Annotated in this window: 16 protein-coding genes, 1 pseudogene and 1 riboswitch; of the genes and pseudogenes, 12 read left to right on the top strand and 5 right to left on the bottom strand. The window is 42.5% G+C overall.

Going from position 1 to position 15,028, the window contains the following annotated elements:
• The first annotated feature begins 110 nt into the window (after positions 1–110).
• From P4361_RS19990 to P4361_RS19975, 4 genes are all read left to right on the top strand, one after another.
• Positions 111–1,247, top strand: a complete 1,137-nt coding sequence (locus P4361_RS19990) for an MGDG synthase family glycosyltransferase (protein WP_328090681.1) — start codon at positions 111–113, stop codon at positions 1,245–1,247.
• Between the two features lie 46 nt (positions 1,248–1,293).
• Positions 1,294–2,976, top strand: coding sequence for a DUF6044 family protein (locus P4361_RS19985; RefSeq protein WP_328090679.1), 1,683 nt, complete (start codon positions 1,294–1,296; stop codon positions 2,974–2,976).
• A 20-nt stretch (positions 2,977–2,996) separates the two neighbouring features.
• Positions 2,997–3,995, top strand: a complete 999-nt coding sequence (locus tag P4361_RS19980; RefSeq protein ID WP_328090678.1) for a glycosyltransferase family 2 protein — start codon at positions 2,997–2,999, stop codon at positions 3,993–3,995.
• A 204-nt stretch (positions 3,996–4,199) separates the two neighbouring features.
• The gene (locus P4361_RS19975; protein ID WP_328090677.1) at positions 4,200–5,183 is read left to right on the top strand and encodes a cation diffusion facilitator family transporter; all 984 of its coding nucleotides are present in this window, start codon (positions 4,200–4,202) and stop codon (positions 5,181–5,183) included.
• Between the two features lie 209 nt (positions 5,184–5,392).
• Here P4361_RS19975 and P4361_RS19970 read toward each other — a convergent pair whose 3' ends face one another.
• Positions 5,393–6,040, bottom strand: coding sequence for a hypothetical protein (locus P4361_RS19970; RefSeq protein ID WP_328090676.1), 648 nt, complete (start codon positions 6,038–6,040; stop codon positions 5,393–5,395).
• A gap of 196 nt (positions 6,041–6,236) precedes the next feature.
• Between P4361_RS19970 and P4361_RS19965 the strand changes: the two genes are divergently transcribed.
• The 4 genes from P4361_RS19965 (at position 6,237) to P4361_RS19950 (ending at position 8,540) form a co-directional block, all read left to right on the top strand.
• Positions 6,237–6,722, top strand: a complete 486-nt coding sequence (locus P4361_RS19965) for a peptidoglycan-binding domain-containing protein (RefSeq protein WP_091007081.1) — start codon at positions 6,237–6,239, stop codon at positions 6,720–6,722.
• A gap of 155 nt (positions 6,723–6,877) precedes the next feature.
• Positions 6,878–7,606: a sporulation protein YunB gene (gene yunB / locus P4361_RS19960; RefSeq protein ID WP_053355271.1), complete on the top strand. Its 729-nt coding sequence runs from the start codon at positions 6,878–6,880 to the stop codon at positions 7,604–7,606.
• 101 nt (positions 7,607–7,707) lie between these two features.
• The gene (locus P4361_RS19955; RefSeq protein WP_328090675.1) at positions 7,708–7,890 is read left to right on the top strand and encodes a hypothetical protein; all 183 of its coding nucleotides are present in this window, start codon (positions 7,708–7,710) and stop codon (positions 7,888–7,890) included.
• Positions 7,887–8,540, top strand: a complete 654-nt coding sequence (locus tag P4361_RS19950; RefSeq protein WP_328090674.1) for a GNAT family N-acetyltransferase — start codon at positions 7,887–7,889, stop codon at positions 8,538–8,540. The genes P4361_RS19955 and P4361_RS19950 overlap by 4 nt, the downstream gene beginning before the upstream one ends.
• A gap of 96 nt (positions 8,541–8,636) precedes the next feature.
• Here P4361_RS19950 and P4361_RS19945 read toward each other — a convergent pair whose 3' ends face one another.
• Both P4361_RS19945 and P4361_RS19940 read right to left on the bottom strand, forming a co-directional pair.
• Complete coding sequence (locus P4361_RS19945; RefSeq protein WP_328090673.1) at positions 8,637–9,299, bottom strand: winged helix-turn-helix domain-containing protein; 663 nt, start codon at positions 9,297–9,299, stop codon at positions 8,637–8,639.
• Positions 9,300–9,378: 79 nt separating this feature from the next.
• Positions 9,379–10,638 (bottom strand): MFS transporter, encoded by a 1,260-nt coding sequence (locus P4361_RS19940; RefSeq protein WP_328090672.1) that lies wholly within the window; start codon positions 10,636–10,638, stop codon positions 9,379–9,381.
• A gap of 186 nt (positions 10,639–10,824) precedes the next feature.
• Here P4361_RS19940 and P4361_RS19935 point away from each other — a divergent pair, with 186 nt between their 5' ends.
• Together P4361_RS19935 and P4361_RS19930 are read left to right on the top strand one after the other, a co-directional pair.
• On the top strand, positions 10,825–11,133 hold the full coding sequence (locus P4361_RS19935) for a hypothetical protein (RefSeq protein WP_328090671.1): 309 nt from the start codon (positions 10,825–10,827) through the stop codon (positions 11,131–11,133).
• A gap of 183 nt (positions 11,134–11,316) precedes the next feature.
• A pseudogene (locus P4361_RS19930) lies at positions 11,317–11,418 on the top strand (DNA-binding response regulator); the annotation flags it as partial.
• A 97-nt stretch (positions 11,419–11,515) separates the two neighbouring features.
• Here P4361_RS19930 and P4361_RS19925 read toward each other — a convergent pair.
• Positions 11,516–11,809 carry a hypothetical protein gene (locus P4361_RS19925; protein ID WP_328090670.1) on the bottom strand — a complete coding sequence of 98 codons (294 nt, stop codon included), beginning with the start codon at positions 11,807–11,809 and terminating at the stop codon, positions 11,516–11,518.
• A 102-nt stretch (positions 11,810–11,911) separates the two neighbouring features.
• Positions 11,912–12,778, bottom strand: coding sequence for a VanW family protein (locus P4361_RS19920; RefSeq protein WP_328090669.1), 867 nt, complete (start codon positions 12,776–12,778; stop codon positions 11,912–11,914).
• 174 nt (positions 12,779–12,952) lie between these two features.
• Positions 12,953–13,060: riboswitch (SAM riboswitch) on the top strand.
• Positions 13,061–13,356: 296 nt separating this feature from the next.
• Here P4361_RS19920 and P4361_RS19915 point away from each other — a divergent pair.
• Complete coding sequence (locus tag P4361_RS19915) at positions 13,357–14,124, top strand: ABC transporter ATP-binding protein (RefSeq protein ID WP_328090668.1); 768 nt, start codon at positions 13,357–13,359, stop codon at positions 14,122–14,124.
• Positions 14,125–14,145: 21 nt separating this feature from the next.
• Positions 14,146–14,997 carry an ABC transporter permease gene (locus P4361_RS19910; RefSeq protein WP_091010273.1) on the top strand — a complete coding sequence of 284 codons (852 nt, stop codon included), beginning with the start codon at positions 14,146–14,148 and terminating at the stop codon, positions 14,995–14,997.
• Positions 14,998–15,028: the final 31 nt, after the last annotated feature.

Here is a 15,028-nt window from a genome sequence, read left to right as displayed (position 1 = left end):
TTGTTAAGGACTTTTTTTATTTCTAAATGAACTTTTTGCGATTTTTCTCGTCTTTTTACTAGTGTAGGGACTTTTAAGCAAAATCCATTTATAAAAATAGGTGATGAAGAATGAAGAAAATATTGTTTTTACCGTTTTTGCAAATGCCGTCAGGGCATCATCAGGCTGCCGAGGCGTTAATTGATATGTTGAAGATCAGAAAAAAGGATATCGTCTTAAAGAAAGTGGACTTGTTAAGCTATATGAATGTTTCGCTAGAAAAGATGGTGACGGGAACGTATCTCAAGTGGATCAAACTCATGCCGGGAACCTACGATCTCGTTTATAAAAATTTTACCTATTCAACGATGAGAAAGGTCCATTCGTTCAAGGGTTATGAAATTTTGTTTCTGAAAAAAATGGAAAAGCTTCTGGAGGATGAACAGCCAGACGTTATTGTATGTACACACAGCATCCCGTCTTACCTTTTGAGTGCATTGAAGCGGAAAGGAAAGTGCCAGGTTCCGGTCATGAATGTATATACGGACTTTTTTATCAACGACGTATGGGGCAGGGAAGAAATTGACTATCACTTTGTCCCAAACCAGGATATGAAATCAAAATTAGTGACAGACCATCACATTTCTCATAAAAACATCATCGTATCAGGAATTCCTGTGCATGAGCAATTTACGAAAACAGAAAAACGGAGCAATGAGAGCAGCCGGAGAAAAATCTTGATCTCAGGAGGGAGCAGCGGTTTAGGGGATATTTATGAGTTAATAACAGCTGCTGAAACGTCTGGTGCTTTCGACTATTTTGTGCTTTGCGGAAATAACCGTAAGCTGTATGAAAAAATCAGGCAGCTGGATGCGGATCATATTCATCCTCTTCCATACATTGCTTCAAGGCAAGAGATGAACGAATGGTACGACCGGGTCGATGCTGTAGTGACGAAGCCGGGGGGAATCACAGTGAGTGAAGCGCTGCAGAAAAACCTGCCCATCTTCGTTCATTCCGTGCTACCGGGACAGGAAGAGATCAATCTTGAATATTTGGAAGAAAAGAATCTGGTTTTCCGGCTTGAAAGATCTCAATCCATTGAAGAGCAGCTGCATAGGGTCTTAGGCAATAAACCTGAATTAAAAAAATGGCATGCTGCCAAAAAAGCGTATGAAAAAGGCATAGAGATGCTGTCGCCAGATCAGATGGCAAAGTTTATCCAGTCCATTTTAGAACCGGCGATGTCTTTTACTCAGCACGCTTAACCACTAAAAATGTTTTGCCAATACATCAAGACAGGAGCTTAACGAAATGGTAAGGAGGCCTATATCAAGAGAATCAAAATACTTGTATGGTGCATGGATCATTCTTCTGATCTATCTCTCTCCGCTTTTTATTTTAGGAGAGAATGTTCACATCCGAGTCCATGATAATATGGATTCCAATATTGCGTGGTACCGGGTTCTCGTTCACAGCGGACAGCTGTTTGGAAATATTCACGCTGTCATACCGCAAGTGATCAACGGCCTGCCGAGGGATGCCTTTGAAACGGAATTCAGCGGCATCGTCTGGCTGCATGCGTTGTTTCCAGCAATGCAAGCCTATGCCATATCACAGGCGATAACACGGGTGTTTGCTTTTATTGGGATGTACCTGCTGCTGAAAGATCATTTTGTGAAAGAGCAGGAATTATCGTTTATCCGTGTTGGTGTAGCCTTAGCCTTTGCTTTAACGCCTTTTTGGCCTTCAGGCATGCTGAGCACCCTCGGAATGCCGCTCGCATTATGGGCGTTTTTAAATATTCGCAATCAGGCATCAGGTCGTAAGGAATGGCTGGTCCTTCTCCTGCTGCCCTTTTACTCCAGCTTTGTATTAGGTTTTTTCTTTTTTCTCTTTGCTATGGCTTTATTGTGGATAACAGATGTGTGGAGAAAGAGAAAGTGGAATTTTAAATTCCTCATTAGTATCAGCTTTATGATTTTGATCTACATGGTGACTGAATACCGCCTGGTGTATTCACTTCTGCTTCCACAGGCACCGACGAGCAGGAATGAATTCAAGGAATCTGTCCTTGATTTTTCATCTTCTATAAGGCTGATGCTGAAAAATTTTCTATTGGGCCATACTCATGTGATGACGATTCACACGTACTTCATTTTGCCGCTTTTATTCGTGGCCCTGTGGAAGGTCATTAGACAAAAGACATGGAGAAATGAAACTCTTTTTCTTTTTCTCATGGCATTGAATGCTGTCTTATCAGTATGGTATGGCTTTTGGTTTTTTAAAGGATGGCAGCCGCTGAAAGATCAAGTCTCTCTTTTAAATACGTTTAACTTTTCGAGGTTTCACTTTCTGCATCCGTTAATTTTGTATCTTTTGTTCGCAGTAGGCTTGAAGATTGTTGGGCAGGGGAAGGGTAAATGGAAAAAAACAGCCGTGGTTTTGCTTATCCTTCAGTTGCTATTGCTGTTCACACTGAATGAGGAAATCCGTTATCGAATCGCTGGATACCCTTCGTTCAAGGAATTTTACTCCACTCAGCTCTTTGAGAAAATTGACCGCTATATTGGAAAACCGAAATATACGTATCGGGTAGCAAGCATAGGACTGCATCCCTCGATCTCTCAATACAACGGATTTTACACGCTCGATACCTATAACAATTTTTATCCGCTCTCCTATAAACACCAATTCCGGTCCATTATTTCTAAGGAACTGGACAAGAACCGAAAACTGAAGAACTATTTTGACCACTGGGGCGGCCGATGTTATCTATTCTCAGCAGAACTCGGCAAGCATTATAGTTTTGAGAAAGATTCGGATAAAGAAATCTACCACCTGCAATTAAACACAAAGGCGTTTAAAAAGCTTGGAGGACGGTACATCTTTTCATCTGTTCCTATCGTCAATGCCAGGGAAGATCATTTAACGTATGAAAAAACATTTACGGACCCGCATTCGGTATGGAAAATCTATCTTTACCAGGTGAGATGAGCTAAAAGGGAGTGAATTTGATGAATGAACCTATCTTAACGATTGTTGTTCCCTGCTACAACGAAGAAGAAGTGCTGCAGGAAACAACAAAGCAATTAACCTATCTTCTGGAAGACCTGGAGACAGAAAAGTTGATTCATACACAAAGTAAAATCATGTTTGTGGATGACGGCAGCAAAGACAGGACATGGAACATGATTGAAGAAGAAAGCTTTGTGAATGGTTATGTAACTGGATTGAAATTATCCAGGAATGCCGGCCATCAGAACGCTTTGCTAGCTGGTTTGATGAAAGCAAAGGAATTCTCGGATTGTGTCATTTCCATTGATGCCGATCTGCAGGATGACATCACCGTCATCAGGGAATTTATCCTGAAATACAATGAAGGCTGCGAGATCGTGTATGGTGTCCGAAGAAAAAGAGATACCGATACATTTTTAAAACGAACGACAGCGAATGGTTTCTATCGTTTTATGCAAAAGATTGGAATAGACCTCATTCCTAATCACGCAGATTTTCGTTTAATGAGCAAGAGGGCCTTGGATGAGCTGTGCCGATATGAAGAAAACAACTTATTTTTGAGGGGGATCATTCCTCTCATTGGGTTTAAGTCTGCAAATGTTTATTACGACCGTAAAGAACGGATGGCGGGCACTACAAAATATCCATTACAGAAAATGCTCGCTTTTGCAGTGGATGGGATTACTTCGTTCAGTATTGCTCCGATCCGCTTTGTGACCCTCATCGGATTGATGTCCATCATCCTCAGCGTACTATTAGGAGGATATACCATTGTTCAGGAGGTCTTGGGCCGTACAGAATCAGGATGGTCATCCTTAATGATTTCCATATGGTTTATCGGAGGACTGCAGCTTTTAGGTATAGGGGTAATCGGGGAATACATCGGAAAAATCTTTAAAGAAGTAAAGCGGCGTCCAAAATACTCGATAGAAGCAAATCTTAATCTGGAAGATACGGCAAGAAAACGAGAGATTTTCCATGAAAGCACGGTCCGCTAATACAATAATAAATCCTCTTTCCTTACCAATTGTTAATCTATAAAATGGTAAGGGAGGGGGATTTTTTTATGTATATTTGAATAGCCTTTAACTGAAAATCTCATTTGAAGTACAAAGGTTAAATAAGGTGTGAGCAGCTTCCTTAACGGGAAGAATGATGTTGAACTCTATACATAAAATAAAAAATTAGAGAGTGAGGAACTAATGGGGCAGCTATTTAAACACTTAAAAAACGGAAATAAGTCCGCATTTTTAGCGGCAATCGTCAACACCATCATTGCCATCATTAAAGGCGGCGCCTATCTCAGTACAGGGAATGTGGCAATGTTTGCAGAAACGATGCACAGTCTAGGTGATGCTGCCAATCAATTCTTTGTATTCATCGGTTCTGCATTAAGCAAAAAAGGGGCAACAGACCGTTTTCCTAATGGGTTTGGAAGACTTGTGAACCTCGTGCTGCTGGGCGCCGTTCTGATTGTTGGGATCATGTCGTTTGAAACAGTTAAAGAAGGATTTACACACATCTTTCACCCGACGGAATCGACTGGCTTTGCCATCAATCTGGCTGTGCTGGGAGCGGCGGTCCTGCTCGAGGCATTCGTCCTTTTTAAAGCAATGAAAGAGATCATGCATGATGCAGGGGACACCACGAGCGGTTTTGCCGTATTCGCTAAAAGTTTCGGTTATCTTCCAAAAGCCAAACCAGCTACAAAACTTGTTTTTATGGAAGATATGGTAGCCACTGCAGGCGGACTGCTCGCTATCATAGCCATTGTCATCGCCCACTACACACCGTTTCACCAAGCGGAAGGCATCGCGTCAATACTGATCGGCCTTATGATGTTCTTTGTTGTCGGAAAAGTATTTCTTGATAATGCTGCAGGGGCTCTTGGAGAAGCGGATGAGGAAATGGAAGACAAAATTGGTGATTTGGTCTTGCGTGATCCTGATGTAAAAGATGTGGTCGGAGTAACCGTCATTAAAGAAGGCGAAGAGCTTCATGTCGAACTTGAAGTCGAAGTAGATCCATCGCTGACCGTCGCCCAGGCAGACGACATAAAAGACCGTCTTGAAGAGCAGATCTTATTGGAAAAAGGCGTAGCAGATGTCACCATTGAGTTTGATGAAGACGATGGTGTTCAGCAATGGCAGGAACACCGCAAAAACATGAATAAAACTGAAAAATGAGTAAAAAAACAAAGGATTTCTCCATGCTTTATGGAGGAATCCTTTGTTTTTGATGTTGATGAAGAGAAGAAATTGGAAGGTAAATGGAAATGCAAGCCGAAACAATAGATTTACATGCCGAAATCATCAGTTTACCGTCCAGAATTTAAATTCACCCGCCAAAATGGAGCAAATACCCGCCAAATGCCTATTATGGTCAACTAACTAGACTAAAACATTCCGGGATAGCCGTAATATGGGTAAAATACCTGCTGGCTTTGCTGTCCCTGCCCGCCTTGCTGCTGCCCGCCCGGCATCCCGGGGAACAAGCCAGGAAACTGCGGCATCTGCTGCTGTCCGCCCTGTCCTTGCTGAGGCTGCTGCCCGCCTTGCTGCTGTCCCCCAGGCATACCCGGAAACAGTCCCGGAAACTGCGGCATCTGCTGCTGTCCGCCCTGTCCTTGCTGAGGCTGCTGCCCTTGCTGTCCGCCTTGCTGCTGTCCCCCAGGCATACCCGGAAACAGTCCCGGAAATTGCGGCATCTGCTGCTGTCCGCCCTGTCCTTGCTGAGGCTGTTGCCCTTGCTGTCCGCCTTGCTGGGTCTGGCCGCCCTGCTGCTGCCCGCCCGGCATCTGTTGCTGTCCGCCCTGTCCCTGCTGAGACTGCTGACCTTGCTGTGCGCCTTGCTGGGTCTGGCCGCCTGGCATCCCGGGGAACATCCCAGGAAATTGTGGCATCTGAGGCTGCCCGCCTAATCCTTGCTGACTGGGTTGACCCTGGCCATAAAATCCATGGAATCCAGGTGTCTGCTGTCCTGATCCCTGGCCAGCCCCTTGTCCGGGAAATTGGGGATACATTCTTTTGCAATAATGATTCATCCAGAAACCTCCTTATTTAAATACAAACTATCCTATTCTGCCTTACAGTGGTTGGACACTGATTCTAAAGACCAGGTGAAAAACAGGGCATTGGTCACAAGAAAGAAAGGGTTAATTTTACGAAGAGGGGGAATCTTCAGGCTGAGGGGAAATTTGTAAGGAATATCAAATACATACAAAAAAGGGAGATGGCAAAATGAAAAAAATACTTGCTAGTTTGGCAGTTGTCATCATGGCCTGGGGGATTTCATTTTCAACAGCATCAGCTTCAGCGCCAGGATTTCATCACCCGGTGGACTGGGATAAAAATTCAATTTTACGCAAGGATTCGCGTGGTGTGGAAGTTAAAAACATGCAGTATATTATCAATGTTCTCAGATTTTATACCGATTCGTCAGTCATTGACTCCGATGGGATCTTTGGTCCAAAAACCGAAGCCGCTGTTAAACAATATCAAAAAACGCACAACCTGGTCGTTGATGGTGTAGTGGGGCCGAGGACATGGGACAGCTTCTCTCAATTCATTGAAAAGAGAGGAAAGAACACTTATGGAGCCGGTGGATACATGGCCCTAAGAATCCATTGGAAATACGATAGCTCTAATTTCTACGCGCCCTCCAAAGCATATATCTATGGAAATGGCGAAACATTAACCGATACGTATCGGTTATATGCCAATTAAATGTACTTAGGAATAACAATATCCTTATAAGCTTTCCTTCAAAGAGAACGTGCCTTATTCAGGCACGTTTTTCTTTGTTTTGCAATACTGAAGCTCTTAGCGTGCAAGGAATAAATCCTTTCTGACGGACGTACCTATAAAGTAGGAGGTGTATGATGTTTGGTCATCGAATGAAATTGCGGAAAGGACCTCTGCCGTTTAAACGTGTGCTGTTATACTCGTTGATCATGCTCCTCGGTATGACCATTTTTGCATTTTGGTTAGTGGACCATAAAATTGAACCCATCTTAAAAAACATCGCCCGTTCGGAAGTCCATAACATCGCGGATGAAGCCATCAATGATGCCATTCTTAAAACTACAAATCAATATGATATGAATAAATTGATTGTTATCCATGAACAAAAAGGCCAGCATCCGGCCTACAGTCTAAATTATCAAATGTTTAATAAGGTTTTGGGGAAAATGACGGAAAGTATTCATGATGAAATAAAGAGTCAGCAGCATACCAAAAAAGATAGATTCGGAAACAGACTTAACTCGATTGTCTATCAAATCCCGTTAGGTGCAGCATTTAACAACTCCTTGCTATCTGATGTAGGGCCTCCCGTACCAGTAGAAATGAGTGTGGTTGGAAACGTGGATTCAGAGCTGAAAACCAAGCCAATGAACGTAGGAATTAATAATCCATATCTTGAGGTTTATGTACATTTAAAAGTAAACGTACAGGTTGTTGTACCATTTTCTTCAGAGAAAGTAACCGTAGCGAACAATGTAAAACTTGGTGATCTTTTCTTGCCGCAAGACGTTCCAGAGTATTACGGAGACGGCGGAGGCTTATTCAAACCAGCAGTTATTGGCAATAAAGCGAAAAAGAACGATTAAACTCTATCCCTGGATCAGGATAGAGTTTTTTTACTTCTAATATATGGAATTTTACTGGTGGAGATATAATGAAAGTACAGATAAAAAGGAGAATATGAATCATGAAACTCATTTCTAATTATAAAGATCATGATAGATTTAGATGCAGCTTTAATAACCTTGCTCAAAAAACGTTCGGTATTAGCTTCGAACAATGGTATCAAGCCGGATACTGGACAGATAAGTATATTATTTACTTATTAACGGTCAAATCACCAAAGCAATCCAAATCGGCACTGTCATGACCCATCCGAATTACAGATATCAGGGGCTTTCCCGCAGGCTGATGGAAAGGGTGATGAATGATTATCATAATACAGATGCGTTCTACTTATTTGCCAATCGCGAGGTTCTTGAGTTTTATCCGAAATTTGGTTTTACAAGAATGGAAGAATTTCAGTTTGCGATGCCTGTTGAAAAGAAAAAAGAAACGAAAAATACATCGAGTGTGATAAAGCTTAATGCTGTCCATCAAGCAGACCGCAGCTTTATTTATGGTTTGGCAGCAGAACGAGTGCCGGCTTCCAAAAGATTCAGCACGGTTCATACGGCAGAACTTTTTATGTATTATTGTATGTATGTTTTCAAGGACAATATCTACTATTTGGAACAAGAAAATTGTATCTTGCTTTGTAAAACTATCGGTGAAGAACTGCACATGTTTGACGTGTTAAGCCAGAAAGGGAGAATTGACTGGTTTTACGTTGCTGAGCTATTGGGAACGTCAGAAACTACAAAACTGGTATTTCACTTTATCTTTGATGATCAGGGATATCCAGTTCAGTTCGTTCCTTACAAGGATGACCATGTTCTATTTGTACAGACGAAACAAGGAGTAGAATGGCCCGGCAACGCAAAACATCCGTTGACCTCCCAGGCTAGATGGCAACTATAAACGGCTTGCTGTGGGATTTATAACGTAAAATAAACGACGTGGTCCGTGCCCTCACAAAAAAAGCTGCCTCCTGCGATATGCGGGAGGCAGCTTTTTTTACTTTTCTTCCTCAGTTTCTGTCACAATTCCAAGTTCTTCTGCATCTTCAATTCTATAGCTGATCAATACATATTGATAAGTACCGACTTTGTTGGCTTCTTCTTCGGACAGTATCTTTTTTCCCGGGCGTTCCGGCCAGTCGAACTCTTTTTTATCCTTTTTTCCAAGAGCTTTCATAATGTGAGGAAAGGACTCCTGCCATTCTTTAGCCGTCATGCGGTCGCTCGAGGAATTGATCGTTACATGATAGGGGAGTTCATTCAGTTCAACACCCTGCTTTTTTTCTTCTCTTACCTTCGCAAGAGATCTTTCATACAGCTTTAACGCAGGTTCGATTAATTGATAGGTTAGTGAAAGTGCTACTTCGGGCTGTTCGGCCTGTGCCTGGAGATCACCTCTGTAAAGCACACCTTCCATATTAACGGTTTTATAATACTTCTCCACAAGATTACCGAGCTGCTTTGTTTCTGCCACTTCCAGAAGTTCCGCTTCTTCAAGCTTTTTCACGTGATAATACAGCCTGGAAGGGTGTTCGTTCAGTTCCGACGCGAGAAGTTTTACCGTGATCGGCTGTTCGGATGCAAGGTGAAGAATTCTCAGTCTCCTTGGATCGGAGAAGATTTTCATTAAATCGATCGATTGTGTTTTCCATTGAGCCATGTGACATCCCACCTAAACATTATCTTTATTAAAAAGAATACCACAAATTCAAGGGATAACGAGATGCCCAATTGTATGATTAGTCCATCGTTCGGATCACTTTGCTTCTCCAAAGCACGAGAACCACAAACATGGTAAGGACCACGCTTGAAACCAAAATAATTTTGTCAATCGGAATTCCTCCTGATAGTAAAGAGGATACAAGAGCGAATGAGAGTGGGACGAATCCCATAGAAGCTGTAGCCATTAAGCTTTGCACTCTGCCCATCATGTGTTTATCCGTCATCTCCTGAACTAAGGACGGAGAGATAATATTTGAGATGGATAAGCATACACCTGCCATTGATAGAAGCAAAATACCATGCCAGAGAGCGGACATTTGGCTTAAGAAAATATTAAAGACCGAGAGAAGAGCGATTAGAGAAAGGCTGATGACCGGCCGTTTTCTTTTTATGTTCAATAGCCCAGTAAGCAGTGCTCCCACTACCATGCCGCCAGCAAGCGAGCTTTCCAGATAGCTTAACGCCAAGACATCTCCTTTTAAATACTGATCCACCATTAGAGGCAATCCGATATTGAGAGGGCCGACCAAGAACAGATTGACAAAAATTGAAGTGGCCATCGTTATGAGCAGGTAGGGGACGCTTTTGACGTAGACAATGCCTTCCTTTAACTGCTGAAATGTGGATTCTCTTTTTTTTGTTTCTTTTGATTGCTGATCTGGATAGCGGATTTGCGAGATAAGAATGCTGCTGCAGATGAGCAGGATAGAAGTGCAGCCGAAAACGCCGCTGAAGGAGCCAAATTTAATGATAAAGCCGGCGATGACCGGGCCAGTTAATAAAGATAGCTGATTGGTGGTCTGCATGAGAGAGTTGGAGCGTACGATATGCTCCTTTTCAACGATGGTGGGAAGCATGGATTGGTTCGCCGGCCAGTAAAAGGCATCAAGTACACCAAAACAAAGAGCAAATATACCGAGGAAAATCAGGTTCATACTGTCGTTCATGATCAAAAGCACTAAGCCAAGTACAAGTAATCCTCTCGTCAGATTGGAAATGAAGATCACATGCGACCGCTTCATCCGGTCAGCGAGAACGCCGCCGATTGACATGAGCAGTACCCGTGGAATGGTGGTGAGCATCATAATAATTCCAAGCTTTGATGGGGCTTCTAGTGCACGTATAACAAACCAGGTCTCTGAAATTAAATAGATAGAGAACGACAGCCCTGTAAAAATACTGGCAATCCATAAAAATAAAAACTGCCGGTTGGCAAAAACCTCTCCAAATGATGCCTTTTTTATAAGCTTTGCTTCCTGTGCCAAACTGCTTTCCATACAAAAACTCCTCTCACAATTAAAATTTATTTATCGTTAAAATTTATTTTAATGGTAAAATCCTTTTTAGTGAATATTAATCGTTCGACAAAAGGCATAAAACATGAGAGCAATAGAGTTTGAAAAGCAGTTTGTGACAGCTGGAATTATCCTGAAACAAAAGTGAGGGCACAGGATTCACAAGGAATGGCTCCCGTTCTGATTAAAGGTGTATACGGTGAATATTCTGTCATGTACTTTGAGGAGTCCATGGATAAGCCTGTACCATCTTCTGAAGCGAAAGCGATTGTATTATTGAAACCGGCAGATATTGTGATAATTTGCAGCAGGACGCTGACTTTTGGTGAGTATATAGCCCGCAATGGAATTGTTGTAGAAAGAGAGAAGATGGACCGTAATCTTAATCTGGTGCCCTTTCCGCAGCTTCGTTTTTTATCCAGGCTGTTAAATGATGAATCAGAGTGGCTCAAGGGTCTTTTTAATATGAAAATCTAGCAATAGAATTAGCCCAAAGTGGATTCGAAAATTGATTCAAAGAGGTTTTCTATAAGTACCGTTAAACAGTTAGTTGAGCTAACTGTTTTTGTTTTGAAAATTTTATAAAATAAACAAAAGGATGTTTGGTGATATTTGTTATGATACCAATGGATTATGGCAAAGGGGTGCGGTCCATGAGCGATACAATCACTGCTGGTCGAAGATGATCTCTCGATACAAGAAACGGTAGAACGTTTTTTAGTAAAAGAAGGATATCAAGTAACAGCTGCAAGTAATGGGGAATAGGCTTTTCAACTCTAATCCATCACTTGGGCAGCCGTTTGCTTGCTTTTAAGGGAAAATAAAAAAGCCCAGCATTACGCTGAGCTGTAAATTTAAATTATTGAAATAGTCCGGAATGCAGAACTTCATTCACTGCAGAAACAACATTGAACAAGAAAGCTCCCCACCATACTAGACGGCCTCGGGAAGAAACTTTGCTCCATCTTGCTCCCTTGCCGTGTTCTTTGAAATAAATAAGAGCAGCAAGGGCCGTTATATTAAAGAAGATCATGCTCCAGCGGGCTACAACAAGGTAAGTCGGACTTACTAATCCACCGGCAAGCAGCAATCCATTGATTAAGAACAGCATATAGAAAAACGGAAGACTTTTCATGTCATCACTTCTCTCCAAGATGATCAAATCCTCGTTTATTCTAACACCGCAATTATGAAATTGGAATGGGTTTGCTCAATGGTTAACAATGTTGACACATTTCTTATCCGAGCGGAAGAATCAATGTTTTTTCGAAGGAACATGTATGACATCAGAAGATGAAATCATCACCATCATGCTCCCTCCATAGGTTTTGGCCCGGATTAGGATCGGCTGGTTATAACGGTTCTGAAAACGGAAATCAGGCCCGTACCAGCTTACGGTTGCATCCCTGCCTTTTGGAACATAAGGTACACTTCGGCTGTGTGAAAAACGCTGCACAATATGAAGTCCAGCCCGGTCCACGGCATTAAAAAGAGTAGAGGAGACCTGGCAGATTCCTCCGCCAACTCCCTCTGAAAGCTCTCCACGAACAATAACAGGTGCACGCATGTACCCTTTGTCCGTAGTCCGTCTGCCTACGACCCCGTTAAAGGAAAAGGTCTCTCCAGGAAACACGACTTGATTATCAATCGCTTTTGCGGCAAGTGAAATATTATGGGTCCTGGATGAATGAGAACTGTTAAAATAAGTGACATACTGAGCAAGGTGATTGGTCCTGATATTTCCAAGCAGCTCACTGTCAACCCTGGGGTGGACGGTTAATAGAGGGACTTCAAGTTTATGAGGCCCCTTGCTGAAAAAGCTGGCATAGAATTGCTCTTTAAACGCTTTTTTGTAGAGCATGGAACCATTTTCTCCAGGAGTAATTCCTCCTAAATCATTAATTCTTGCATTAAGGGGCGGACGGTAAACCTGACCTTCCAATTTTGCAGCAAAAGACTCGAATTTTTCACCGTCTATGATAGGCGTACCTGGCAGCGGGACCATAAAGTCTTTTCGATCAATAATTGCGATGGTTTGGCCTTGCTGAATCAATGATATACTCTCAGGCGTATAGACAGGCTGTACGGCCAGAAGAATACCGGTTAACCATGAAAGTAACATAACAAAACAACCTCCCAAAAGATAGTATGAGGAAGGACGGCTGGATTTATGTAGTAAGCATTCACGTAATAATATTTAGATTTTTCAAAAAAGTTATTGACTTTCCATTGCATACCTGTTTTAATAACAATTAATCCGATGAGGATTATATGAATTAAAAACTCCATAAATTTTTTCTTATTCTGAGAGGTGGAGGGAATTGGCCCTGCGAAACCTCGGCAGCGGACTCTTTAACGAGAGAACTGTGCCAAATCCAACAAGCATCAGCTTGGACGATAAGAGAAGTAGAACGCTATTTAACTTCTTCTTACACGTCCATGAGATGTAAGAGGAAGTTTTTTATTGAGTAAAAAAATATCGTGCAGCTGATTGGTAAACCAAAGGCCGTGTCTCAACATTAGCAGACATGGCCTTTTGGTTTTCTTTTTTTCATAAACTGTTTCCGTTTGAAAGGGGGATTTTATTCGCTGCAAATGTTCAAAACGTTTCGTCGACCGGACAACCGGAGGCTTTCCTTAAAAAGGAGGTTTCCGGTTGTTTTCTTTTTGCAAAAACGCAGGGAAGAAGGGAGATATGATATGACTTTACTGCAAATTAGTAAACTCAATCGGAGTTTTGAAACAGGAAAAGGCGTGACAAAAGCACTTGAGCAAATAGATCTCGATGTGAATCAAGGAGAATTTATTACAGTGATCGGCCCGAGCGGCTGCGGAAAAAGCACATTATTAAAAATAATTGCTGGATTGGATACAAGGCATGAGGGCTCTGTATTGCTGGATAACCAAAAAGTATCCGGGCCGAGCATTGATAAAGGGTTTATTTTTCAAGAACCCAGGCTGTTTCCCTGGCTGACCGTGGAAAAAAATATCGCGGCCAACTTGCCTGTGAAAGAAAGTGCTACACAAGAAAAAGTTCGCGAGCTGATTAAGCTGGTACGGTTGGAGGACTTTGAAAATGCCTATCCAAAAGAGCTGTCGGGAGGAATGGCACAGCGGGTATCCATCGCAAGAGCCCTGCTTAGAAATCCTAAGATTCTTCTCTTAGATGAACCATTTGGAGCGTTAGATGCCTTTACCCGGTCACATATGCAAGAGGTACTGCTCAATATCTGGCAGAAGAACCGGACGACGATGATATTTGTGACTCACGACATCGATGAGGCCATTTATCTCGCCAGCACTATAGTGATCATGAATCCCCGGCCAGGCACAGTCAGGGAGGTCATACCGATTGAACTGCCTCATCCACGGAGAAAAACAGATCTTGCTTTCCAGGAAATACGAAAGCGGGTATTGAGTGAATTTGAAAAAGTGGAGGAAAGCGAGCGAGCAGCAACCGTCCGATAACGATATAAAGGAGATGGAAAAATGAGCAATCAGACTGGGGTATTAACGAGAACGACTGTAGAACGAAAACAAAGCATCAAGGAAACAGCATCAAAAAAACAGAGGAAAAACCCATTTCTATCCCATTGGGCACGAGGATTGGCATTTCCCGTTTTTATCATCATTATTTGGGAACTGTCAGGTGCTTACGGACTTATTTCTGCCACCTTGCTGCCAAGGCCGAGTGAAATCCTTATCGCATTTAAGGACTTAATCCGTACCGGGGAATTATTCACCCATTTTAAAATCAGCTTGTTCCGGGCACTTACAGGATTTTTAATTGGCGGGGGACTAGGACTTCTGGCCGGGCTGGCAGTTGGTTTCTCGAGCAAAACAGAGCAATCGCTTGATCCTACGTTTCAGATGCTGCGGACTATTCCATCGTTAGCTGTAATTCCTTTATTCATTCTCTGGTTTGGCTTTGGCGAGCTGTCAAAAATATTGCTGATCTCAAAATCTGCGTTCTTTCCGCTTTATGTGAATGCGTTCCTAGGGATACGCGGTGTGGACTCTAAACTGTTTGATGTAGCGAAGGTGCTTGAATTCAGCAAATGGAAACAGATCACAAAACTCATTCTCCCTGCTGCACTACCAAATATTCTGCTCGGTTTACGGCTGTCATTAGGTGCGGCGTGGCTGGCTTTGGTCGCAGCTGAACTGATGGGATCGAGTGAAGGCATCGGATATCTTATCATGGATGCGAGGCAATTTTCTCAAACGTCCATCGTTTTTGTAGGCATTATCATTTTTGCGGTTTTCGGCAAAGCATCAGATTCACTGGTCCGATATTTTGAAAAGCGGCTTCTGAAATGGCGTGACAGCTATATCGGCTGATCAAAATCTTACATAACAGGAGAGGAGAAAA

Source organism: Fictibacillus sp. B-59209, from assembly GCF_036216745.1.
GTDB classification, from domain to species: domain Bacteria; phylum Bacillota; class Bacilli; order Bacillales; family Fictibacillaceae; genus Fictibacillus_C; species Fictibacillus_C marinisediminis.
This window is presented reverse-complemented; position numbering and strand designations above follow the sequence as displayed.